This window comes from Streptomyces sp. NPDC048639, from assembly GCF_043199075.1.
Taxonomy (GTDB): domain Bacteria; phylum Actinomycetota; class Actinomycetes; order Streptomycetales; family Streptomycetaceae; genus Streptomyces.
This window is the reverse complement of the sequence record NZ_JBICVP010000001.1, coordinates 585503-607570: the sequence shown is the minus strand read 5'-3', so window position 1 is coordinate 607570 and position 22068 is coordinate 585503. Positions and strand designations below refer to the sequence as shown.

Below are 22068 nucleotides of genomic sequence, written 5' to 3'. Positions count from 1 at the left end.
GGGCACGGGGACGGGAACGGGGACTGGGCGCGCGGGCCGGCGCCGGCGGCCGGCAGGCGTCCGTACGCGGCGGGCGGTCGCCTGCGCCGTCAGACGCGGCGGAAGCGACCGGCCAGCGCGTGACCGATGAGCAGGTACACCACGGCGGGCAGACCGTAGTTGAGCACGGTCCGCACCCAGTCGGTGTCCATGGTGAACAGGTCGTGCGACCAGCCGGCCAGCCAGCCGGCGGTATCCGCCACGAAGCTCACCAGGTCGTTGGACCGGTTGGCGTCGAGCAGGGACATGAGGATCCACAGGCCGAGTATCACGGCGGCTACATCCGCGACGACCACGACGATCCTGGCAGCGGTATTTCCTGAAGTGCGTCTGGACATACTCCCCGCCTTGCCGCAACCGGAGCCCGGAAACCCGCTTGCCTTTCGATCACGCGTGCATAAGGTGCCGTCATGACACTTTTGGGACATGACCGCTATGGTGCGGAAGTCACCGTTCAGACGGGCCTGTTGAGGGATGCCATCCGCGGCGCCGACCTGTCGGCGACCGTCCCGACCTGCCCCGACTGGACGCTCGGCGACCTGGCGCGCCATGTCGGAGGCGCCCACCGCTGGGCGGGGACGATCGTACGGACGCGGGCGGCGGAGGACATTCCGGAGGAGCAGGTTCCGGGCTATGCGGGGCCGGACAGCGACGATCCGTCCGCACTGGACGCCTGGCTCGCCGAAGGCGCCGACCTGCTGGCCTCCGCGCTGAGGGAGGCCGGGCCGGACACCGCCGTGTGGACCTGGGCGCCGGAGCGTACGGCGGGCTTCTGGGCGCGGCGCATGACGCACGAGACGGTCGTCCACCGGGCGGACGCGGAGCTGACGGTGGGCCGCCCGTTCAGCGTGGCGCCGGACGTCGCGGCCGACACCATCGACGAGTGGCTGGAGATCCTGAGCAGCCTCCGCGCGACAGGCGAGGACCCCACGCTCGCCGAACTCCGCGGTGCCGGCCGCAGCATCCACCTGCATGCCACGGACGCCCCACCCGAGCTGAACGCCGAGTGGCTCATCGAGTTCGGCGCCGAGGACTTCACCTGGCGGCGCGCGCACGCCAAGGCGACGGTTGCGCTCCGCGGGCCACTCGCCGACGTACTGCAGGTGTTCTACCGGCGGCTGCCCGCGGACAGTGACCGCGTCGAGGTGCTCGGGGAAGCGGAGTTGCTGCGTTTCTGGCTGGAGCGGGCGAACTGGGACTGACGAATGCCGCGACGCATTCCTGAAGCTCCGTATGCGTGAGTTCCTGTATTCGTGAGCCGCTGCACTTCGTAGCTCCCGCATTCGCTGCGTCTGTTCGACTACGGCAAGCCCTTTGTGGCGAAGGCTCCGTCGGCGAGCGAGTCGATCGATGTGTCGAAGGTGGAAGGCCCGTACGCGAACTGAGAGCAGAAGGCTCGCGAGCCGGGCACGCGCCCCTGGTCCCTACGAATCCGCACTGCTGAATGGGGTTGTTTCCAGGGGGCGCTGCATCACGTGGTCGGTTCGACCGGGCCGCGAGGAGTTTTGCGCAGACGCTCGGCCGGGGTACCCGGTCGAGCGTCTGCGTGGGCGCTCCGCCCCTCCGTCGTACAGGCCCTCTTGGAGGGGGTGCCCCCTTGGCCGGTCGGTCAGCCATCGAGCGAGATCGCGTTCTTGGCTCGTTCAATCGACTCTTCGGACGCCATACCGCCAGGGTTCTCTGTGGCAAGCGCTTGGTTGAGTTCGACGAACGGGCGCAGACGTTCCTCGTATCGCGGAAGCGCGGCTCGGTGGTCGCCTTCCGCCCTGTCGAGTTCATCGGCCAGCACGTAGGCACCCACCAGGGCCAGGCTGGTGCCCTGCCCGGACAGCGGTGATGGGCAGTAGCCCGCGTCACCGATCAGCACTGCCCTGCCATGCGACCAGCGATCCATGTGGATCTGAGCCATCGCGTCGAAGTAGAAGTCGGAAGCCGTCCACATGGCCTTCAGCAGTCTCGGGGTGTCCCCGCCCAGATGCGACATCCGCTCGGTAAGGAGCGACTTCTGCCGCTCGGTGTCGCGATGGTCGTAGTCGATAGGTTCCGACGTGAAGCCGAGCATGGCCCTGATCTCGGTGTTGTCGCGCGCTGGGTAGATGCAGTAGCTGGCGGTGTCGTCCTGGAGCCACACCTGCCAGTTGTCGAGGCCCAAGAAGTTGTGCGTGCTGAAGACGGCCAGGTGAGGGCCGAGATGGCGGATGAATTGACGCTCCGTGCTGAAGGCCAGTTGCCGCACCGTCGAGTGGAGGCCGTCCGCCCCGACCACGAGGTCGAAAGTCCGGCGCCGACCACGCTCGAAGCTGACGCTGATGCCGTGCGGGTCCTGATCGAGGGTGGTCAGTGAGTCATTGAAGAGGTATTCGACGTCTTCCCGCGTTTGCCGGTACAGCAGTTGCGTGAGGTCCTCCCGCAACAGCTCGATGTCTTCACTGTCGAGTCGGCCGCTGCTGAACGTCATCTCGGTGGAGCGCCAGAGCTCGTTGCCGTCGCCGTCGTGCATCGACATTCCGCGCAGTTGCGTGCGTGCGCGCTGCGCCTCGGTCAAGAGGCCCATCCGTTCCAGGACGTCGAGTGCCGCGCCGCGGACGTCGATCGCGTGGCCGCCCGGACGTATGCCGGGAGCGCGTTCGACGACGGTCGGCTCGTAGCCTCGACGCCGCAGCCAGTAGGCGGCGGTAAGTCCGGCGACGCTCGCACCGGAAATGAGCACGGTCTTCACGAAATTCCCTTCGTACGGTGTACGCGCTTGAATGTACGCCGTACGCCCAGGTGTGCCAAGTGCCCATTCATTGCCCCTGTGCTAGGGCAGATGAGCGCTTCCCTGACGTCTTCCCTGCTAGTGTCTGTACTAGTACAGGAAGAAGGAGGAGACGGGTGGCCGCAGATCTCATCCCGCCCTACTTGCGGGTCGCCGCCGATATCCGGCGACGCATCACCGGCGGCGAACTCGCTCCCGGCGACCGGGTTCCCTCGACACGTCGGATCGCGAGGGAATGGAATGTCGCACTGGCCACCGCCACGAAAGCGCTCACCGTTCTGAGCCAGGAGGGGCTGGTGCAGGCAAAACCGCGCATGGGAACTGTCGTGGCAACTCCTCGGCGCCGCCCCACTCCGGCTCACTCCCGCACCGCCCCTGCTCCGGAGCGTGAGCTGACTCGTGAACGCATCGTGCATACCGCCGTGGAGATCGCCGATGCTGAAGGACTGACCGCTGTATCCATGCGAAGCGTCGCGGCACGGCTGAAGGCCGCCACCATGTCGCCCTACCGCCATGTGAACAGCAAGGACGACCTCGTGATCCTCATGGCTGACGCTGTTCTCGGTGAGCTCTGCCTTCCCGCTGATGCACCTGCCCACTGGAGGACCCGGCTGGAGTTGGGCGCCCGCTCACTCTGGGAACTGCACCGCGCACATCCTTGGCTGGCGCAGATCGGCCCGCTCACCCGCCCGTTGATACTGCCCAACCTGATGACCTACTCCGAATGGACACTGAAGGCCCTTGATGGTCACGGCCTCGACCCGACGACCATGCTCAATCTGAATGTGCTCCTCTACAGCCACGTGCAGGGCATTGCGGTCCAGCTGGAACGAGAAGCCCAAGCCGCAAGCATCACGGGCCTGTCGGAAGAGCAGTGGCTGGATGCCCAGGCTCCCGCCCTTGCGGCGATCACCGTGTCCGGCGACTACCCGACCTTCACCCATGTCATCGAGGCCCTCGCAGAGTCCGGCTACGACCTGGACCTCAATGAGCTGTTCGAGATCGGCCTCGGCTCAATGCTCGACAGCGTGGCCGCGCTCATCGAGGGACGCCCGGACGGCCGCGTCCGGACCTAGTCGTTCAGCTCCGCCAGTGTCCGCAGCGTCAGCGGGTCGGGGGCCGTCACCAGCAGATCCGTGACGGGGCCACTGCGCCACAACTCCAGTCGCTCCGCGATGCGTTCCCGCGGACCGACGAGGGAGATCTCGTCCGCGAACGCGTCCGGCACCGCCTCGATCGCCTCCGCTCGCCGGCCCTCCAGGAAGAGCTCCTGAATGCGGCGGGCCTCCTCCTCGAACCCCATACGCGCCATCAGGTCCGCGTGGAAGTTGCGGGCGGCATGGCCCATGCCGCCGATGTAGAAGCCCAGCATCGCCTTGACGGGCAGCAGGCCTTCGGCCACGTCGTCGCACACCTGCGCCCGGGCCATCGGTGCGACCACGAACCCCTCGCGCGCCTCTGTCAGGGACGCCTCGTACACATCCGTCCGCATCGGGGACCAGTACAGCGGAAGCCAGCCGTCGGCGATGCGGGCGGTCTGGGCGATGTTCTTCGGGCCCTCCGCGCCGAGCAGGACCGGCAGGCCGGACCGGAGCGGATGGGTGATGGGCTTGAGCGGTTTGCCCAGGCCTGTGGCGTCGGGGCCGGCGTACGGGTGGGAGTGGAAGCGGCCGTCCAGCTCCACCGGGCCCTCACGGCGCAGGACTTGCCGGATCACCTCGACGTACTCGCGGGTCGCGGTCAGCGGGCTCTTCGGGAACGGCCGTCCGTACCAGCCCTCGACCACCTGCGGCCCGGACAGGCCGAGGCCCAGCATCATCCGTCCGCCGGAGAGGTGGTCGAGTGTCAGCGCGTGCATGGCCGTGGCGGTCGGGGTGCGGGCGGCCATCTGCGCCACCGCGGTGCCCAGCCGGATACGGGAGGTGCGGGCGGCGATCCACGTCAGGGGGGTGAACGCGTCCGACCCCCAGGCCTCGGCCGTCCAGACCGAGGCGTAGCCGAGCCGCTCGGCCTCGACGGCGAGTTCGACGTGGGTGGGGTCGGGGCCGCGTCCCCAGTAGCCGAGCGCGAGGCCGAGTCGCATGCCGTACCTCCCGGAGCCGGGTTCGCCGTCACGTTATTGACGACTCGTCAGAAAGCGTGGGTCCACCGGGACTGTACGGGGCGGGCCGGGGCAAGGCAACGGCCCCCCGCCACGAGGGCGGGGGGCCGGTGTGCGTGCCGGTTGACAGGCCGGTCAGCCGCGCTGGATTCCCGTGGTGTCCTGCAGGACACCACGACGACCGTCCTGGGTCTGGGCGACGAGCGCCTGCCCACGCTGGTCGACCGCCAGGTACCAGGTGCCGGGCGCCAGTTCGGCGATCGCCGTCGGCGAGCCGTCCTCCGCGTAGAGCGGGCGGGTCACGGGCACGGCGAACCAGAACGGTGCGAACTCACCGCCGGGCTGGGGCGCCCCGGGACCCGGCTGCTGCACGGCCTGCTGCGGCCCGCCGTACGGCTGCTGGCCGCCCGGCTGACCCGGCTGACCGGGCTGGCCCGGCTGCGCGCCGTACGGGGACGGGGCGCCGTGCTGGGCCGGGTAGCCGTACCCCGGGGCCTGGCCCGCACCGTACGGGGAGGGGGCCTGCGGGCCGGGCGTTCCCATCAGCGGGGCCTTGAGCGCCGGAAGCGTCTGGCTGAGCACGGCACCCGCCGCGAGCGCGAGCGCGGCGATGAAGCCGAGGATCTGGCCGATGCCCTTGTCGAGGTCGAGTCCCCCGATGAGCGTCCACAGTGCCGACCAGGCCGCGAACACGGCCAGCGCCGTGCCCCACTGGTCCAGGCCCAGACCGGCCAACTTCCGCCCCGCGGGCTGGAATCGCGAGGCCACGATGAGTCCCGCCGCGATCAGACCGGCCAGGAAGATCGAGGGCAGCACGGGAAAGAGCTTGTCGTCCCAGCCGTTGGGAACATCCCCGCAGTAATCGCCTTCACAGGAGTAGAAATCGAGGAACGAGGCGATGAAGAGCAACACCGCTGCTCCGATCACCACGCCGTCGCCTCGAGTGAGGGAGCGGATATTCACGTCATGTCCTTATTCGGTCTCGTCACGAGCTGTCGCTTCGCCGGACGCGCGGGGCGTGGCGCGGGGGTGGCCCCCATCGTACGGATGAATCTAGCGCCCGGTTCCCGGGGGTGTCCTGCCGGTTACCGTGCTGCCGGGTCGTCCCGAGTCATGACGGGAGATCACCACTGATCATGAGAGATCATGGTTTGAGATGGTCCCCGATGCCATCGGCTATGCCCTGCGCCGCATGCCGGCGCCATGTCGCGCTCGTCAGCCGGTCGGCATCCCGCGCGTCGCGCATGTTGCCGCACTCGATGAACACCTTGGGGACCTTCGAGAGGTTGAGCCCGCCCAGGTCGGAGCGCACGTCCAGGCCCTTGTCGCCGATGTAGTTGGACGGGGCGCTGCCCGTCCTTCGTGTGAACGCGCCGGCGATCCGCTCGCCCAGGTCGCGCGAGGGCCCGACGATCGCCCGGGTGTCCGCGTCCCCGTCCTTCACCTTCGCGGGAAGAATGACGTGGAAGCCGCGGTTCCCGGTCGCGGAGCCGTCGGCGTGGATCGAGACGGCGGCGTCCGCCTCGGCCTCGTTCCCGATCCGGGCGCGCTCGTCGACACAGGGGCCGAACGCCCGGGAGCCGTCCTGCGTGAGCTTCACCGTCGCGCCCTGCGCTTCAAGGACCTTGACGATCCGGCGTGCGACGTCGAGCGTGAAGGACGCCTCGGAGTAGCCGTCGTTGGTGGCGGTGCCGGTGGTGTCGCACTCCTTGCGGCCCGTACCGATGTCCACGCTCTTGTTGATCTCGCGGGCGTGCTTGCGGTTGCCCGGGTTGTGGCCCGGGTCGATCACGACGACCTTCCCCGCGAGCGGCCCGCGGCCGTCGCGGCCGGAGGACGGCGATCCGCCCCCGGCGTCGCCGTCCGGCCCGCTGCCCGCCGAGGACCCGGACTCCGCGGGCGACGGCTTGGCGTCGTTCTCCGGCGGTCCGGACGCCCCCGAGCCGCAGGAGAGGGCGAGCGAAGCCAGAGCGAGGAGCGCGGCGCCGCCGAGGGCACCGCGCCGGGCGGGGAGTGAGCCGTTCGACACGTTCGCGATGCTAGTGGCCCCGCTCAGATGCCCGGAGCCGTACGCCGCAGGACGTGCAGCGAACGGGTCGACGAGACCTCGGTGAACGCGCCGGACTCCAGGGCGCGGCGGTAGATCCGGTACGGCGCCTGGCCGCCGTCTGCGGGGTCCGCGAAGACGTCGTGAATGACGAGGAGACCCTCGTCAGCGACATGCGGGGCCCAGCCCTCGTAGTCGGCGGTGGCGTGCTCGTCGGTATGGCCCCCGTCGATGAAGACCAGGCCGAGCGGCGTGCCCCAGAGCGCGGCGGCCCGCGGGGAGCGGCCGACGACGGCGACCACATGCTCCTCGAGGCCCGCCTTGTGGAGCGTGCGGCGGAAGACGGGGAGGGTGTCCATGCGGCCCACCTCGGCGTCGACGACGGTCGGGTCGTGGTACTCCCAGCCGGGCTGCTGCTCCTCGGAGCCGCGGTGATGGTCGACGGTGACGGCGACGATCCCGGCCTCGCGAGCGGCGTCGGCGAGAAGGATGGTGGAACGGCCGCAGTACGTACCGACCTCGAGGAGCGGGAGCCCGAGGCGGGCTGCGTCGGTCGCGGCGGTGTAGAGGGCGAGACCCTCGTCGACCGGCATGAAGCCCTTGGCCGACGCGAAGGCGGCCATCGTCTCCGGCTTGGGGCCCGGTGCCATGCGCTCTCTCCCGTTTCCGTTCCGGCGATGTCCCGGCGGTCTACCGGTGGTGTTCCGTTGCGCGGCGCGCAGCCCCCGACGCCCCGCAGCCGCCCATGCTGCCTCATGGGGGCGGGCGCGGGGTTCTCGGGGGTGCGGATCTTGGCGGGTGGCGGGTGGCGGGTGGCAGGTGGCTGGTGACGGGTCGGGCTCGCTGCGGGCCGGCGGGCCGGCGGGCCGGCGGAGCGGCGGGGTGTGGGGCGGCTTGCTGCCTGCAGTGGACCGCCGGGCGAGGGCCGGTCGTACGGCGGACGGGCCGGGTGGGAGTGGTCGCGTGGCGGACGCGGCCGGGCGGGAGCCGGTCGTACGGCAGACGCACCGAGCCGGTGTCGGTCGTACGGCGGACCGGCTCCGGCTCCGTCACCGAGCCGCCGTCGATGGCGGACCGCCTCTTCAGAGCCAGTCGTTGCGGCGGGCGGCCCGGGCCGCCTCCCCATGGTCGCGGGTGCCCGTCTTGCCGGTCGCGGAGGAGAGGTGGCGGCGGACGGTGTCCTCGGAGAGGTGCAGCGTTGCCGCGATGCCGGCGGCGCTCGCGCCGTCCGACGCGGCGGCGAGAACCTCGCGCTCGCGCGCCGTCAGCGGGTTCGCGCCCGCGCCGAGCGCGGCCGCCGCCAGGACCGGGTCGATGACCGATTCGCCCGCCAGCACACGGCGGATGGCCTCGGCCAGCTCCTCGACGGGGCCGTCCTTCAGCAGGAAGCCCGCGGCTCCGGCCTCTTCCGCGCGCTGCAGATAGCCGGGGCGGGCGAACGTCGTGAGGATGAGGACGCGGCAGCCGGGTACCTCGTCGCGCAGATCGGCGGCCGCCTCCAGACCGTTGCGGCCGGGGAGTCCGATGTCCAGCAGTGCGACATCGGGGCTGGTGGTCAGCGCGGCGGACACGATCTCGTCACCGCGTCCCACCTGGGCCACGACCTCGATGTCCCGTTCCATGCCCAGCAGATGGGCCAGCGCGCCGCGCGTCATGCCCGGGTCCTCGGCCAGCAGGACTCTGATCATGGTGCGCTCCCTGGCGTCTCCGGCCGGTCCCGGGTCTGTTCCGTCCGTTGCCCTACGGATCCGCCGGTTTGTCCGATCCTACGCCGAGGTGGCCGCTCGTGATCATCCGTGTCACCCGTCCGCCGCACGGGTCACCCGGGCACGCCAGGACCTGTCGAGTCCGTCGGGGTCCGCAGGTCCGCACTTAGGGGCCCGTGCGGGTGGTGCGGGTAGGGGGGTGTGCGTCGGGGGATGTGTCACGGCCGTGCGCCCCTCATGCAGATCTGACGTACCGTCAGCACCCTTCCCTCGGGGCGAGGCGTGCGTTATACATGGGAGCCATCGGCTAGAACGCGTTCTACGTCGAGAGCGTGGGAGTGTTTCCCGCCGACCGGATACGACCCCGGTGCGACCGACGGTGCGGACGGCTGCGCCGGGGTCTCCCGTTCCGCAGCGGGCCCGCTCACCGTCGTCCGCGCCCCACCACCGGCTTCACCGTCCCGACCGGCCACACCGTCTCCAGCGGCTCCATCGGACCTCCGCGGGCCGCGTACCCCTCCCGATACCACCGTGGCGAAGGAGCAGCACCGAGCATGCCCATCGACGTCGGAAAAGCCCTCTCGGCCGAGCCCCGCAGAACTGAGCTCGCCTGGAACCACAAGGACGTTCTGCTCTACCACCTCGGCATCGGAGCGGGCTCGTCCCCGGACCGGGTCACCCCGGCGACCGACCCCGACGAGCTGCGCTACACCCTGGAGAGCCGGCTACAGGTGCTGCCCAGCTTCGCCACCGTCGCCGGCGGCGCCCTCGCCGCTGCCGGCGGGCTCTCCTCACCCGGCATCGACGTCGACCTGGCCGCCGTTCTCCACGGCGGCCAGCACATCGAACTGCACCGGCCCCTCCCGGTGACGGGCAAGGCCGTCCAGTTCTCCCGGATCGCGGCCGTGTACGACAAGGGGAAGGCCGCCGTCCTCGTGCTCCGCTCCGAGGCCGAGGACGACGACGGGCCTCTGTGGACCAGCGACACTCGCATCTTCGTACGGGGCGAGGGCGGCTTCGGCGGTGAGCGCGGCCCCTCCGAACGCCTCGAAGTCCCCGCGCGTGAACCGGACTTCATCGTCGAGCGCCCCCTCCGCGAGGACCAGGCCCTGCTCTACCGGCTCTCCGGCGACTGGAATCCGCTGCACGCCGACCCCGACTTCGCCAAGCGCGCGGGCTTCGACCGGCCGATCCTGCACGGGCTGTGCAGCTACGGCATCACGCTCAAGGCCGTCGTCGACACAGCGCTCGGCGGTGATGTCACGCGCGTCCGCTCGTACGCCACGCGCTTCGCAGGAGTCGTCTTCCCGGGCGAGACCCTGCGGATCCGGATGTGGCGGGGGGAGGGGAGCGTCCAGGTCGAGGTCACCGCGACCGAGCGGGAGGACGCGCCGGTCCTCGGCGACACCGTCGTCCATCACGCCTGACGCTCCCCTCCTCACGCCTGGTGCCTGACGCCTGACGCTCACGCCTCACGCCGTTCGCCCGGTACGTCCGACGCCGATGCGGCCGCCCAACCCGCCCGCGGCGCCGCGCGGTTCGCGAGAGCGCACCCCTCCGTAGCCGCGCCGCCTGTGAACCGGTCAAAGCCGACCCGAGAACCGCCTGCCGGAACCGAAGCAGGCACCCGACCGACCGCAACCCGCACACACCTCAGCACCGACCGCCGGAACCGAACAGCCCGGAAGGGAGCACCCCCATGCGCGCAGCCGTGCTGCACGAGACAGGGCAGGACAAGCTCGATGTCCTCGACGACGTCGAGGCCGTCGGCTTCGGCCCGGGAAAGGTGAAGCTGCGGATCCGGGCCACCGGCCTGTGCCACTCCGACATCTCCGCGATGAACGGTGTGCTGCCGCAGCCCGCCCCCTTCGTCCCCGGCCACGAAGGCGCGGGCGATGTGATCGACGTCGGTGACGGAGTCACCGGCATCAGCCCGGGGGACCGCGTGCTGGTGTGCTGGCTGCCGGCCTGCGGAAGCTGCCCGTCCTGCAAGCGTGGTCAGAGCCATTTGTGCCTCACCGGGTTCCTGGGCGCCGGAACCCCCAACTTCAAGCGGCCGGGCGGCGATGTCTTCGGCTTCGCCGGGACCGGCACCTTCGCGGAGGAGGTCGTGATCGGGGCGGTGTCCGCCGTACCGATCCCGGACGACGTGCCGTACGACATCGCCGCCCTCATCGGCTGCGGTGTCACCACCGGGCTCGGCGCGGTCCTCAACACGGCGAAGGTGGAGGCCGGTTCGTCGGTCGCTGTCATCGGCTGCGGCGGCGTGGGCATCAGCGCCATCCAGGGCGCACGGGCGTCGGGCGCCGCGCAGATCGTCGCCGTCGACCCGGTCGAGGGACGGCGGGAGGCAGCGGTCCGCTTCGGCGCGTCCGAGGCCGTGGCGCCGGAAGCCCTCGAGGACGCCAAGGCGCGGATCACCTCGGGCGAGGGCTTCGACTACGTCTTCGAGGTCGTCGGCAAGTCGGCCACGGCCCGCACGGCGTACGAGACGACCCGGCGCGGCGGCACGCTGTGCGTCGTCGGCGCCGGTGCCATGGACGACTTCCTCCAATTCAACATGTTCGAGCTGTTCTTCGACGAGAAGCGGGTGCTGCCCTCGCTCTACGGCGGCGGTGACGTCCTCAGGTCGTACGAGCGGGCCATCGCTCTCTGGCGGGCGGGCCGCATCGACCTCGAAGGGCTCATCACGCATCGCGTCCGGCTGGCCGAGATCAACGACGCGCTCGACCAGATGCGGACGGGCGAAGCGCTGCGTACCTGCATCGAGATCTGACGGGAGCTGCGATGAGTCTGGACGGGAAGACCGCCGTCGTCACCGGCGCCGGGCGCGGGCTCGGCCGGGCCGAGGCGCTCGAACTCGCCCGCCTCGGTGCCCGGGTGGTGGTCAACGACTTCGGGCAGCCGGGCCGGGACGGCTCGGGCGAGGCGTCGACCGGCCCGGCCGAGCGGGTCGTCGAGGAGATCAGGGCCCTGGGCGGGCAGGCCGTCGCCCACACCGGTGATGTGGCCGACTTCGACCAGGCGCGGGGTCTGATCGATCTCGCGATCGGCACGTACGGCTCGCTCGACGTCCTCGTCAACAACGCGGGCATCCTGCGGGACCGCATGATCTTCTCGATGACCGAGGTCGAGTGGGACTCGGTCATCCGGGTGCACCTCAAGGGGCACTTCAACACCACGCACTTCGCGGCCGTCCACTGGCGCGAGCGGTCGAAGGCGGCGGGCGGGCCGGTCTACGGGCGGATCGTGAACACCTCGTCCGAGGCATTCCTCGCCGGATCGCCGGGGCAGCCCAACTACGCGGCTGCCAAGGGCGGGATCGTCGGCCTGACGACGTCGACGGCGCTCGCGCTCGCCAAGTACGGGGTGACGGCCAACGCCATCTGCCCGCGCGCCAGGACCCGTATGACGGAGGACGTCTTCGCGGGCGTACCGGCGGCACCGGCGGCGGCATCCCCGGGCGTGGCCGTGGACGGGACGCGGGACGGGGCCGGGGACGGCGGGCCCGAGGGAATCGACCCGCTCGCGCCCGAGCACGTCTCACCGCTCGTCGGCTATCTCGCCTCACTCGCGGCCGCGCCGGTCAACGGGCAGGTGTTCGTCGTCCACGGCGGCATGGTGGCGCTGCTCGAACGGCCCAGAGTGGCCGCCCGGTTCGACACGGCCAAGGATGTCTTCAGCCATGACGAACTCGACGAGCTGCTCACCCCGTACTTCGCCGGGCGTCCGCGGAGCGAGACCTTCGCGGCCGCGGAGGTGCTGGGGCTGAGGAAGGGCCGCTGAAGCAGGGCAACGCGAGGACCGCTCACGCCGGTTGGAGAACGGAGCCTGGGCGCCGGGCCGGAGCGCGGGAGGCCTCACCTCCCGCGCCCATGGACGGGAGGTGACTCCTCCCGCGCCTTCGGAAAACGGGGGGTGTCAGCTCCCGCGCCTTCGGACGGGGGGTGTCAGCTCCCGCGCCTTCGGACGGGGGGTGTCAGCTCCCCGCGCCCTCGGAGGACGGGCGGCGGTGCCGGCCGTGCGCCGGGGACTGGTTCTCCTCGGACGCGGCCTGGCCCCGGTGCTTTCCGTGTCCGGCAGAGACCTGAGCGGCGGCGGCCTCGTGCGGATGTGGCTGATTCATGTCGGTCCGTGTTTCGGACATAGAGGAGAGTCACCCCGTGGGATCGCGTCGTGCCGAGCGCTCGGGGCCGTCCGCAGCGAGCGTCGTCAAGACGGCCAAACGGCCCTCCGCACACGACTGATGAGCAGGCGTCAGTTATCTCGCCGGATACCGACGCGCCCACGGGAGAGCTGCGCGGCCCCCGCCCGAGTTTAACCAGTCGGATGATCGTGAAGCTACCGGGTTCTGGCCATGGGGGCCTGCTGGAGGGGAACGGGGCGCAGCGCCGCGGCCGCTCGCGGCTCGGGCTCCGAGGGCGCCCGCCCGGCGAGATCCGCTTCACCCGCCGGGCCGGCCGTCAGCGCCGCTCTGGCCGGGCCCGCCCCATCGGCCGGTGCCATGGTCCGCGCCACCCCGCACGGCATCTGCGGCGTGGAGCAGGGCAGCCGCAGCTCGCCCCGCACCGTCCACAGCCCCACGCCCGCCAGCCACCCCATGGGCGCCGGGAGTTGGTGCAGCCGCCTGCCCGCCGGCCGCCAGATGCCCACCCGGCTGCCCGCAGGCCCGTCGATGCGCAGCGCCACCGCGCAGTTCTCCGGCATCAGCACCTGTCCCGGCTGTACGGCGAAAGGGGTCACCGCCGCGTCCGCGAGCCGCAGCACCTCGGGGAAGCGCAGCGGATGGCGGCTCCCCAGCACGCCCCAGCCCAGCCGGTCGTGCCCGGCCGCGTCGGACCGCACGAGCAGCAGCCCGCTGTCCGGATCCGCCAGCAGCACACGGTCGTTGCTGTCCTCGGTGATCTGCAGCAGTGGGCTGGTCTCCCCGCCCCGCGCCAGATCCACGGCGACGGCCTTCACCGGTCCGCCCTCGGCCAACTCCTGGTCCAGTGCCAGCAGTCGGCCCGCGCGGTCCAGCCAGGCGCCGCCCGAGCAGCGGCCCGGCAGCTCGGCGACCCGCTCGGGACCGGCCGGGCCGCCGTGCACGCGCCACACGGCCGTGGACCGCTCGCCGGGCGCGAGGGCGTAGACGTCCGCGCCGCCGGGCGGGGGCGGAAGCAGGGTGAGTTGGTCGCACATGACGCTGCCGAGCGGCAGCTCGCCCGTGCTGGGGCCCGACGGGTAGAGCAGCGCCATGTCGTGGCGGTCGGCGACCCGGCGGCGGATCAGCACCCGCCCGTCGGCCAGCGGCAGCAGCTCGCTCTCCACCTCCTCGGGCTGGTCGAGCGGCAGCGGCACCGCGTACGGCTCCGGGCCGCCCAGGGTCCAGCGCTCCGGGTACCAGCTCCCCGGCTGCACGCCGCTCACCAGCCGTGCCGCGTAACCGCCGTCCGCGGCGATCGCCATCGGCGCCGGCCGCAGGCGTACGGCCCCGCTGTCCGTGATGCTCTCCAGGACACAAGCAGTCATCGCTTGGTCACCTCCAGCGATGACGGTAGTTTTCGTACGCGCTACCGACCGGTGCAAGTTGTCCAGGCTTCACACATACGGGTGTTGCCGGACAGGTTCGGCCCGGCAGCGCACGGGAGTTGTGCTGCGGCGGCCCGCGCCCGCCCCGCGGCGGGGGTCCGGCCTGCTCCCTGCGCCGTTCGCTCGGCGGCAGGTGCGAGGTAACCTCTCACCCGTGCCCGCACTGTCTGAAGTCATCGCCGCGCTCGACGCCCTCTGGCCTCCCGAGCGGGCGGAGGAGTGGGACGCCGTCGGCACCGTCTGCGGTGATCCGGACGCCGCCGTGCAGCGCGTGCTTTTCGCCGTCGACCCCGTGCAGGAGATCGCCGACGAGGCCGTGAAACTCGGTGCGGACCTGCTCATCACCCACCATCCGCTCTATCTGCGCGGTACGACGACGGTCGCGGCCTCCACCTTCAAGGGCCGCGTGGTGCACACCCTCATCAAGAACGATGTCGCGCTGCACGTCGCCCACACCAACGCCGACCGCGCCGACCCCGGCGTCTCCGACGCCCTCGCCGGCGCCCTCGGCCTGCGGATCACCGGCCCCCTCGTGCCGGACCCGTCCGACCCGGCAGGCCGCCGGGGCCTCGGCCGGGTCTGCGAACTCGACGAGCCCATGACGCTGCGGGACTTCGCCGGGCTGGCCGCGGCCCGGCTCCCCGCCACCGCGCAGGGCATCCGCGCCGCCGGGGACCCCGGCGTCACGGTCTCCCGGGTCGCGGTGTGCGGCGGCTCCGGGGACAGCCTCTTCGACCAGGTCCGGGCCGCCGGCGTCGACGCGTACGTCACCGCCGACCTGCGCCACCACCCCGTGTCCGAGGCCCGGCAGCAGAGCCCGCTGGGCCTTGTGGACGCCGCGCACTGGGCCACCGAGTGGCCCTGGGTCGAGCAGGCGGCCGCACAGCTCGACGAGATCTCCGACCGGCACGGCTGGAATCTGCGCACGCACATCTCCCGTACGGTCACCGACCCCTGGAGCGCCCACGCGGCGTCCCACCCCACCGCCACCCCAGGAGCCCCGAACTGAACGCCGCGCCCGCCGACCAGATCCGCCTGCTCGATGTCCAGGCGCTCGACCTCCGTCTGTCGCAGCTCGCGCACAAGCGCGTGAGCCTGCCGGAGCACGCCGAGATCGACACCCTGAACGCCGACCTCGCCCAGCTGCGCGACCTGCTGGTCGCCGCCCAGACCGAGGAGAGCGACACCGCCCGCGAGCAGACCAAGGCGGAACAGGACGTGGAGCAGGTGCGCCAGCGCGCCGCCCGCGACCAGCAGCGGCTGGACTCCGGGGCCGTCAGCTCCCCGAAGGACCTGGAGAACCTCCAGCACGAGATCGCCTCGCTCGCCAAGCGCCAGGGCGACCTGGAGGACGTCGTCCTGGAGGTCATGGAGCGCCGCGAGTCCGCCCAGGAGCGCGTCACCGAGCTGACCGGACGCGTCGGGTCCTTCGAGGCCAAGTCCGCCGACGCCAAGGCCCGGCGGGACGCCGCCCAGGAGGAGTTCGACGCCGAGACCGCGTCGGTGGCCAAGGAGCGCGAGGTCACCGCCGGGGCCGTCCCCGCCGACCTGCTGAAGCTCTACGAGAAGCTGCGCCAGCAGCAGGGCGGTGTCGGCGCCGCGCGGCTGTTCCAGCGCCGCTGCGAGGGCTGTCGCCAGGAGCTGGCCATCACCGAGCTGAACGACATGCGGGCCGCTGCCCCGGACACGGTCGTGCGCTGCGAGAACTGCCGCCGCATCCTGGTCCGTACGCCGGAATCCGGTCTGTAGTCCCGATGAGTGCGGGGAGCAGGCGGGACCGGCGCTTCATCGTCGAGGCGGACGGCGGATCCCGGGGCAACCCGGGGCCCGCCGGCTACGGGGCGGTCGTCCTCGACGCCGCATCGGGCGAACCGATCGCCGAGGCCGCCGAGTACATCGGCACCGCGACCAACAACGTCGCCGAGTACCGAGGGCTGATCGCGGGGCTGCGCGCCGCCCACGCCCTCGACCCGGAGGCCGAGATCCAGGTCCGGATGGACTCCAAGCTCGTCGTCGAGCAGATGTCGGGCCGCTGGAAGATCAAGCACCCGGACATGCGCCCGCTGGCCGCCGAGGCGAAGACGGTCCACCCGGCCGAGCGGGTCTCGTACGAGTGGATCCCGCGGGCGAAGAACAAGCACGCCGACCGGCTGGCCAACGAGGCCATGGACGCGGGCAAGCGCGGCGAGCAGTGGGAGCCCTCGCGCTCCACCGCCGCGCTCGACGCGGGTGCGGGCGGCACCGCCGCGGCGGCGCGCGCGGACGCCGCCGACCAGGAGGACGACCCACTCGCCGAGCCTCCGCAGGCCTCGCCGGTCGGCTGGGCCGCGCCCGCCGACCTGGGCAGGCCCACGACGTTCGTCCTGCTCCGGCACGGCGAGACCGCCCTCACCCCCCAGAAGCGCTTCTCCGGCAGCGGCGGCACGGACCCCGAGCTGTCGGACGCGGGCCGGCGCCAGGCCGAACAGGCCGCCGCCGTCCTCGCCGCGCGCGGCACGATCGAGGCGGTCGTCAGCTCTCCGCTGCGCCGCTGCCGTGAGACGGCGGAGGTGGTCGCCCGCAGACTCGGTCTGGACGTCCGTACCGACGACGGGCTGCGGGAGACGGACTTCGGGGACTGGGAGGGGCTGACCTTCGCGGAGGTCCAGGAGCGTCACCCGCGCGATCTCGACGCCTGGCTCGCCTCCGCCAAGGCCGCGCCCACGGGCGGCGGCGAGAGCTTCGCGCAGGTCTCCCGCCGCGTCGCGCTCTCCCGCGACAAACTGCTCGCGCGCTACGCGGGCCGTACGGTCCTGCTCGTCACGCATGTCACGCCGGTGAAGACGCTCGTACGGCTCGCGCTCGGCGCACCTCCGGAGTCGCTGTTCCGGATGGAGCTGTCGGCGGCGTCGCTGTCGGCGGTGGCGTACTACGGGGACGGCAACGCGTCGGTGCGGCTGCTCAACGACACGAGCCATCTGCGCTGACCGACCGGTCCGCGCCGCCTGCGTCCGTCCGCGGTGACGCAGGCGGTCCGGCACCCGCCGCGTGAACGGCCCAGGGGCCGGAGGACGGGGGCGTTCGGGCGGTCCCGGTGCGCCCACCGGCAGTTGCCTCGCACCGGCGGACCGCTGCTTCGGGGCTCGTCGCCTGTACGCGCTGCTTCGGGGCTCGTCGCCTGTACGTTGCCGGCACGCCCGGCTCAGCGCGCGGGCGTTTCGGCCGGTGCTGCCGGTGCTGCCGGTGATGCCGGTGCCGCAGCCGGGCCGCGCAGGGCCGCGGCGGCGCGGGACAGTTCCTCGACGCGTGCCCAGTCCCGGTCCCGCAGGGCGTCCGGAGGTACCATCCAACTCCCGCCGACGCAGCCGACGTTCGGCAGTGCCAGATACGAAGCCGCCGTATCCGCGCCGATTCCGCCCGTCGGGCAGAACCGGGCCCGGGGGAGTGGCGAGGCCAGCGACTTCAGGTACGCGGTCCCTCCGGCTGCCTCGGCGGGGAAGAACTTCATCTCGCTCACCCCGCGTTCGAGCAGGGCCACGACCTCCGAGGCGGTCGAGACGCCGGGCAGAAAGGGCAGCCCCGACTCCCGCGTCGCGCCGAGGAGTCGGTCCGTCCAGCCGGGGCTGACCAGGAAGCGGGCCCCGGCGGAGGCGGCTGCCGCCACGTCCTCAGGCGAGAGCACGGTGCCCGCGCCGACCACCGCGTCCGGCACACCGTCGGCGATGGCCCGGATCGCATCGTGCGCGGCGGGGGTCCGCAGGGTGACCTCGATCGCGGGCAGGCCCCCGGCCACGAGCGCGCGGGCGAGCGGCACCGCGTCGGCCGCGTCGTCCAGGACCACGACGGGGATGACGGGGGCGAGGCCGAGCACGGAAGTCATGCGCGCCATCCTGCCCTGCGCTCAACGCGCCGTGCAACGAGCATTGCGCAGGGTGCAACGGGCGAGGGTGTGGGTCTGCGAAGGTGCCACGGTGGGTGCAGGCCCGACGCCTGGGCCCGCGCTGCCTGTACTCGTGACGGTGGCCCCCGTACTCGTGACAGTCGCCCGCACTCGTGACCGTGGCCGTCGCTCACGCCCCGGAAGGCGGCAGGTCCGGCGTACGGAACACGCGGCGATAGGCGGTGGGTGAAACGCCGAGTGCGGATCTCATGTGTTTTCGCAGAGAACTACTGGTGCCGAAACCGGCCGCGTCGGCGACGTCATCGATGGAAAGGCCGCTGGTTTCCAAGAGGTGCCGGGCGCGCTCGATGCGCTGGTGAAGCAGCCATTCCGTCGGACTGACCCCTGTCTCTGCGCGGAAGCGGCGGGTGAACGTGCGTACGCTCATGGATGCTTGCTGAGCCAGTTCCCGCAATGTCAGTGGCTGATCGAGGTGATGCAGGGCCCATGCGCGAGCGGGCAGCGTGGACGTGAGTTGAGGCTCCGGTACGGGGCGCTTGATGAATTGCGCCTGGCCGCCGTCCCGGTGAGGAGGTACGACCGCCCCGCGCGCAACCGCATTCGCGATCGATGCTCCGTGATCTCTGCGCAGGAGGTGAAGGCAGAGGTCTATGCCGGCCGCTTTGCCCGCAGAAGTCAGAACGTCCCCGTCGTCCGTATAGAGGACGTCCGGTTGGACGTCCACCTTGGGGAAGAGCTGTTGGAAGTGGTCGATTTGGCTCCAGTGGGTCGTGGCCGGCCGGCCGTCGAGCAGCCCGGCGGCCGCCAGCAGATAGGCCCCCGTGCAGATGGAGACCATGCGCGTCCTTTTGTCGACGTGCTCGAACGCGGCGGCCAGGGGCGGAGTGAGTCTCCCCTCCGTGTACGCCGATCCCAGTTCCTCCGTGGCGGGCACGATGACGGTGTCTGCGGTCGCCAGTGCTTGTGGTCCGTGCTGGACGAGGATCGGGTGGTCCGAGTCCGTCCGTACCGCGCCCGGTTCCACGGTGCACGTGATGACCTCGTAGAGCGGCTCCCGGTCGGAGTCGCGAGCAGCCCCCAGAAGGCAGTTGGGGATGGCGAGCTCGAAGAGGATCACTCCCGGCAGCGCCAGTACGGCGACTCGGTGCTTGTCCTTCCCCTGTGAGGGCTCCGGTGGGCCGCTCCGAAGGTTCGTCGTCTGCGACATGGCCCGATCTTCCCACATAGTGTCTCCCGGGCCACTATGCAGCGATTTCTGCGGCTGTGAGGCTTCGTCCATGCCTCAACTCTCAGCCGCAGTCAATGAGATGGAGCGAGTCGCGCTTCCTGAGCCATTGGCGCAACCGCGACTCTTTCTGAAGAGTCCCGGAATGAGGCCCTACAATCGCCTGGCCGTACTCGTGATCGCCGTGAATGCCGCGATGGGGATTGCGTTCTGGGGTGACATGCGGGGCTCTCCGTCGGCGCTGTCGCTCGCTGCGACGATCAACTTCACACTTGCTGTCCTGATGCGGCAGCAGCACGTCGTGAATTTTGCATTCCGGCTCGCTGTGCGCATCCCTCACGGGTGGCCCATAAGAATAAGATGGGCGCTGGCCAAGGTCTATCAGATCGGGGGCCTGCACGTCGGGGCAGCGGTCTCCGGGGCGTGTTGGCATTTTCTGCTGACGGCATGCCTCACCGATCGAGCCATGCACGGAAATGTCGACACTCCGCTGTTGTCGGTGGCCTACTCGCTGACCGTCCTCCTGTTTTCGATCATCGCCACCGCCGCACCTCGCTTCCGCAAGAGATTTCATGACGCCTTCGAAGGGTTTCACCGATTCGGAGGCTGGGGGGCGGCAGTACTTTTCTGGCTTCAGGGGTTGATTCCTGCATACCGCTCATCGGGCCGGCACGGCACGTATCTCTCACTGCTGGACCACCCCTCGCTCTGGCTCCTTGCTCTCACTACCGTGAGCAGCTCGCTGCCGTGGCTACGACTTCGCAAGGTGGCCGTCGAAATCGTAAGGCCATCTCCCCATGCGGCACTGGTTCGTTTCGACTACGGGGTCACTCCCTTATGCGGCTCGGGCTTATCCATAAGCCGCAATCCGGTGATGGGATGGCATGCCTTCGCCAGCATTCCGACACCCGGGAGGACCGGCTATCGCATGGTCATCTCCAGGGCTGGGGACTGGACGGCTTCATTCATTGATGAAGCCCCCGCACAGGTATGGGTGAAGGGAGTTCCCACATGCGGAGTCGGCCATATCGCGAAAATGTTCAACAGGGTTGTATTCGTCGCCACCGGAAGCGGCATGGCTCCCATACTTGCGCATCTGCTTGCCGATTACGTTCCGTCGCATCTTGTGTGGGTGACGCGAAACCCAAGAGAGACCTACGGCGATGAGCTCGTGGAAGAAATTCTCGCCATGCAGCCGGGGGCGCGTATGTGGGACACCGACAAGGATGGCCGCCCCGATCTTCTGTCGATGACCTACGCCGCCTATGAGTCATTCGACGCGGAAGCGGTCATCTGCATTTCCAATGAGAAATTGACATGGCGGGTGGTTCACGGTCTCGAAGCTCGAAACATCCCGGCATTCGGTGCCATATGGGACTCCTGACATCGCGGTACGCACGGTTCGGCCGCATGAGCGGTCGGATGGGCGCGTATACGCGCATCCCCGCATGGAGGTGTTCCAGCGAATGGATTTCTGTCACTACGACTGTGTGCGGTACTCGGATATGCGGCGCAGGGAAAAGATCGCCGAAGCCACCCGGCGGGCCATCGCGCTGGAAGCGGCCGGGCAGCAGCGGCGAGCCCCCCGGAAGTGGCGCCGCCTATGGTTCTCGTGGCCGGCACGTGCCCGCCGGTGAAAGCACCACCTCAAGTGGACGCCGGCAAACAGCGGATGACGGTGCAGGCGACGCTTGCGCGGGCGAGGAAGTGCCTTGCCTTGCGTTCGTGGCGGAGACGAAGTCGGCGGCGGCCGGCGGCCGGCGAACAGCGCCATCGCGCGTCGCGCCCGGCCGGTGGTGAACCCGGTCAGTGGGCCTCCGTCAATGGATCTCGGTCACGACGACGTCCAACTGCCAAGGGGCGCCCCGCTTCGAGGGCGCCTCCGCCTCCACCACGTACCCGAGATCGCGCAGCGCCTCGACGAGACGGGCCGGGTCCTTGGGCGCGGCACCCGCCGTCAGCAGATCCCGTACGAGCCGTCCCTTGGTCGCCTTGTTGAAGTGGCTGACCACGGACCGCTTTTCGACGCCGTCCACCAGCTGCGCGTGCAGCACCCGCACCGCCGCCGTACGCCCGGCGATCTCGCCCTTCGGCTTCCACGCGGCGGCGTACGCGGCGGACCGCAGGTCCAGGACGAGCCCGCCGCCCGCCGCCTCCGGCATCACCTCGTCCATGGGCTTGCGCCAGTACGCGCCCAGGGCGCCGAGGCCCGGCAGCCTGACCCCCATCGAGCACCGGTACGACGGAATACGGTCGTTGATCCGCACCGCGCCCCACAGCCCGGAGAAGACCAGCAGCGACCGCGTGGCACGCCGGCGGGCCGCCGTGTCGAGCGTGGAGAGGCCGAGGGCGTCGTAGAGAACGCCGGTGTAGGTCTCGCCGGCGGGGCGGGCGGGCGCGGTGCGCAGCGCGGCGTTCCTGGCCACCTCGCCGCGCAGCCCCTCGCTCAACCCGAGCACCTCGCGCGCCTTCTCCTCGTCGCCGGTGCAGAGCGAGACCAACTCCTCCAGCACCGTCTCCCGCGCCGGGCCGAGCCCCTGGAGGGACAGCCGCTCGGCCTTGAGCGGGGCTCCGGACCCGCCGACGGCCTTACCTTCGGACGGCGGCAACAGCACGAGCACGGTGGATCTCCTTCACACGGTCGGTCGGGGGCGCGGGCGCGGTCGGCATACGGCCGCGGGGGACACGGCCGGTGAGCCGTGACGGCCTCCGGCGTCGCAGCCTAACCGGCATGGGCCCGG

The 22068-nt window shown here is 70.9% G+C and carries 21 protein-coding genes; 9 read left to right on the top strand and 12 right to left on the bottom strand.

Annotation, left to right across the window (positions count from 1 at the left end; genetic code table 11):
• Positions 1–89: 89 nt before the first annotated feature.
• A complete protein-coding gene (locus ACGFNH_RS02595) occupies positions 90–377 on the bottom strand; it encodes a hypothetical protein (RefSeq protein ID WP_393651133.1) in 288 nt (95 codons plus the stop codon).
• 72 nt (positions 378–449) lie between these two features.
• Here ACGFNH_RS02595 and ACGFNH_RS02590 point away from each other — a divergent pair, with 72 nt between their 5' ends.
• Positions 450–1241, top strand: a complete 792-nt coding sequence (locus ACGFNH_RS02590; protein WP_393651132.1) for a maleylpyruvate isomerase family mycothiol-dependent enzyme — start codon at positions 450–452, stop codon at positions 1239–1241.
• Between the two features lie 407 nt (positions 1242–1648).
• Here the strand turns inward: ACGFNH_RS02590 and ACGFNH_RS02585 are convergent, their stop codons facing one another.
• A complete protein-coding gene (locus ACGFNH_RS02585) occupies positions 1649–2758 on the bottom strand; it encodes an FAD-dependent monooxygenase (protein ID WP_393651131.1) in 1110 nt (369 codons plus the stop codon).
• Between the two features lie 155 nt (positions 2759–2913).
• Here ACGFNH_RS02585 and ACGFNH_RS02580 point away from each other — a divergent pair, with 155 nt between their 5' ends.
• Complete coding sequence (locus ACGFNH_RS02580; RefSeq protein WP_393651130.1) at positions 2914–3873, top strand: GntR family transcriptional regulator; 960 nt, start codon at positions 2914–2916, stop codon at positions 3871–3873.
• Here the strand turns inward: ACGFNH_RS02580 and ACGFNH_RS02575 are convergent.
• The 5 genes from ACGFNH_RS02575 to ACGFNH_RS02555 form a co-directional block, all read right to left on the bottom strand.
• Positions 3870–4880, bottom strand: a complete 1011-nt coding sequence (locus ACGFNH_RS02575) for an LLM class F420-dependent oxidoreductase (protein ID WP_393651129.1) — start codon at positions 4878–4880, stop codon at positions 3870–3872. The two genes, ACGFNH_RS02580 and ACGFNH_RS02575, sit on opposite strands and share 4 nt — an antisense overlap.
• Before the next feature lie 153 nt (positions 4881–5033).
• Positions 5034–5861: a hypothetical protein gene (locus ACGFNH_RS02570; protein WP_393651128.1), complete on the bottom strand. Its 828-nt coding sequence runs from the start codon at positions 5859–5861 to the stop codon at positions 5034–5036.
• Positions 5862–6042: 181 nt separating this feature from the next.
• Positions 6043–6927, bottom strand: coding sequence for an N-acetylmuramoyl-L-alanine amidase (locus ACGFNH_RS02565; RefSeq protein ID WP_393651127.1), 885 nt, complete (start codon positions 6925–6927; stop codon positions 6043–6045).
• Positions 6928–6950: 23 nt separating this feature from the next.
• A complete protein-coding gene (locus tag ACGFNH_RS02560; RefSeq protein ID WP_393651126.1) occupies positions 6951–7595 on the bottom strand; it encodes a class I SAM-dependent methyltransferase in 645 nt (214 codons plus the stop codon).
• A 432-nt stretch (positions 7596–8027) separates the two neighbouring features.
• Positions 8028–8633: a response regulator transcription factor gene (locus tag ACGFNH_RS02555; protein WP_393651125.1), complete on the bottom strand. Its 606-nt coding sequence runs from the start codon at positions 8631–8633 to the stop codon at positions 8028–8030.
• Positions 8634–9205: 572 nt separating this feature from the next.
• On the opposite strand from ACGFNH_RS02555, the gene ACGFNH_RS02550 reads away from it, so the two are divergent.
• From ACGFNH_RS02550 to ACGFNH_RS02540, 3 genes are all read left to right on the top strand, one after another.
• On the top strand, positions 9206–10078 hold the full coding sequence (locus ACGFNH_RS02550) for a MaoC/PaaZ C-terminal domain-containing protein (RefSeq protein WP_393651124.1): 873 nt from the start codon (positions 9206–9208) through the stop codon (positions 10076–10078).
• Between the two features lie 272 nt (positions 10079–10350).
• A complete protein-coding gene (locus tag ACGFNH_RS02545; RefSeq protein ID WP_393651123.1) occupies positions 10351–11427 on the top strand; it encodes a Zn-dependent alcohol dehydrogenase in 1077 nt (358 codons plus the stop codon).
• Positions 11428–11438: 11 nt separating this feature from the next.
• Positions 11439–12437 (top strand): 3-oxoacyl-ACP reductase, encoded by a 999-nt coding sequence (locus tag ACGFNH_RS02540; protein WP_393651122.1) that lies wholly within the window; start codon positions 11439–11441, stop codon positions 12435–12437.
• Positions 12438–12630: 193 nt separating this feature from the next.
• On the opposite strand, the gene ACGFNH_RS02535 is transcribed toward ACGFNH_RS02540, so the two are convergent.
• Both ACGFNH_RS02535 and ACGFNH_RS02530 read right to left on the bottom strand, forming a co-directional pair.
• Positions 12631–12777 carry a hypothetical protein gene (locus ACGFNH_RS02535; RefSeq protein ID WP_393651121.1) on the bottom strand — a complete coding sequence of 49 codons (147 nt, stop codon included), beginning with the start codon at positions 12775–12777 and terminating at the stop codon, positions 12631–12633.
• Between the two features lie 215 nt (positions 12778–12992).
• On the bottom strand, positions 12993–14162 hold the full coding sequence (locus ACGFNH_RS02530) for a hypothetical protein (protein WP_393651120.1): 1170 nt from the start codon (positions 14160–14162) through the stop codon (positions 12993–12995).
• 214 nt (positions 14163–14376) lie between these two features.
• Between ACGFNH_RS02530 and ACGFNH_RS02525 the strand changes: the two genes are divergently transcribed.
• From ACGFNH_RS02525 to ACGFNH_RS02515, 3 genes are read left to right on the top strand one after another with little or no spacing between them, the layout of a single operon-like run.
• Positions 14377–15231 (top strand): Nif3-like dinuclear metal center hexameric protein, encoded by an 855-nt coding sequence (locus ACGFNH_RS02525; RefSeq protein WP_393651119.1) that lies wholly within the window; start codon positions 14377–14379, stop codon positions 15229–15231.
• Positions 15228–15971: a zinc ribbon domain-containing protein gene (locus ACGFNH_RS02520; protein WP_393651478.1), complete on the top strand. Its 744-nt coding sequence runs from the start codon at positions 15228–15230 to the stop codon at positions 15969–15971. Before ACGFNH_RS02525 ends, ACGFNH_RS02520 begins: the two co-directional genes overlap by 4 nt.
• A 5-nt stretch (positions 15972–15976) precedes the next feature.
• Positions 15977–17188, top strand: coding sequence for a bifunctional RNase H/acid phosphatase (locus ACGFNH_RS02515; protein ID WP_393651118.1), 1212 nt, complete (start codon positions 15977–15979; stop codon positions 17186–17188).
• Positions 17189–17403: 215 nt separating this feature from the next.
• Here the strand turns inward: ACGFNH_RS02515 and eda are convergent, their stop codons facing one another.
• Both eda and ACGFNH_RS02505 read right to left on the bottom strand, forming a co-directional pair.
• Positions 17404–18081, bottom strand: a complete 678-nt coding sequence (gene eda / locus ACGFNH_RS02510; protein ID WP_393651117.1) for a bifunctional 4-hydroxy-2-oxoglutarate aldolase/2-dehydro-3-deoxy-phosphogluconate aldolase — start codon at positions 18079–18081, stop codon at positions 17404–17406.
• A 190-nt stretch (positions 18082–18271) separates the two neighbouring features.
• The gene (locus ACGFNH_RS02505) at positions 18272–19309 is read right to left on the bottom strand and encodes a GlxA family transcriptional regulator (protein WP_393651116.1); all 1038 of its coding nucleotides are present in this window, start codon (positions 19307–19309) and stop codon (positions 18272–18274) included.
• A 163-nt stretch (positions 19310–19472) separates the two neighbouring features.
• Between ACGFNH_RS02505 and ACGFNH_RS02500 the strand changes: the two genes are divergently transcribed.
• The gene (locus tag ACGFNH_RS02500) at positions 19473–20711 is read left to right on the top strand and encodes a hypothetical protein (protein WP_393651115.1); all 1239 of its coding nucleotides are present in this window, start codon (positions 19473–19475) and stop codon (positions 20709–20711) included.
• A 436-nt stretch (positions 20712–21147) separates the two neighbouring features.
• Here the strand turns inward: ACGFNH_RS02500 and yaaA are convergent, their stop codons facing one another.
• On the bottom strand, positions 21148–21948 hold the full coding sequence (gene yaaA / locus ACGFNH_RS02495) for a peroxide stress protein YaaA (RefSeq protein WP_393651114.1): 801 nt from the start codon (positions 21946–21948) through the stop codon (positions 21148–21150).
• Between the last annotated feature and the right edge of the window lie 120 nt (positions 21949–22068).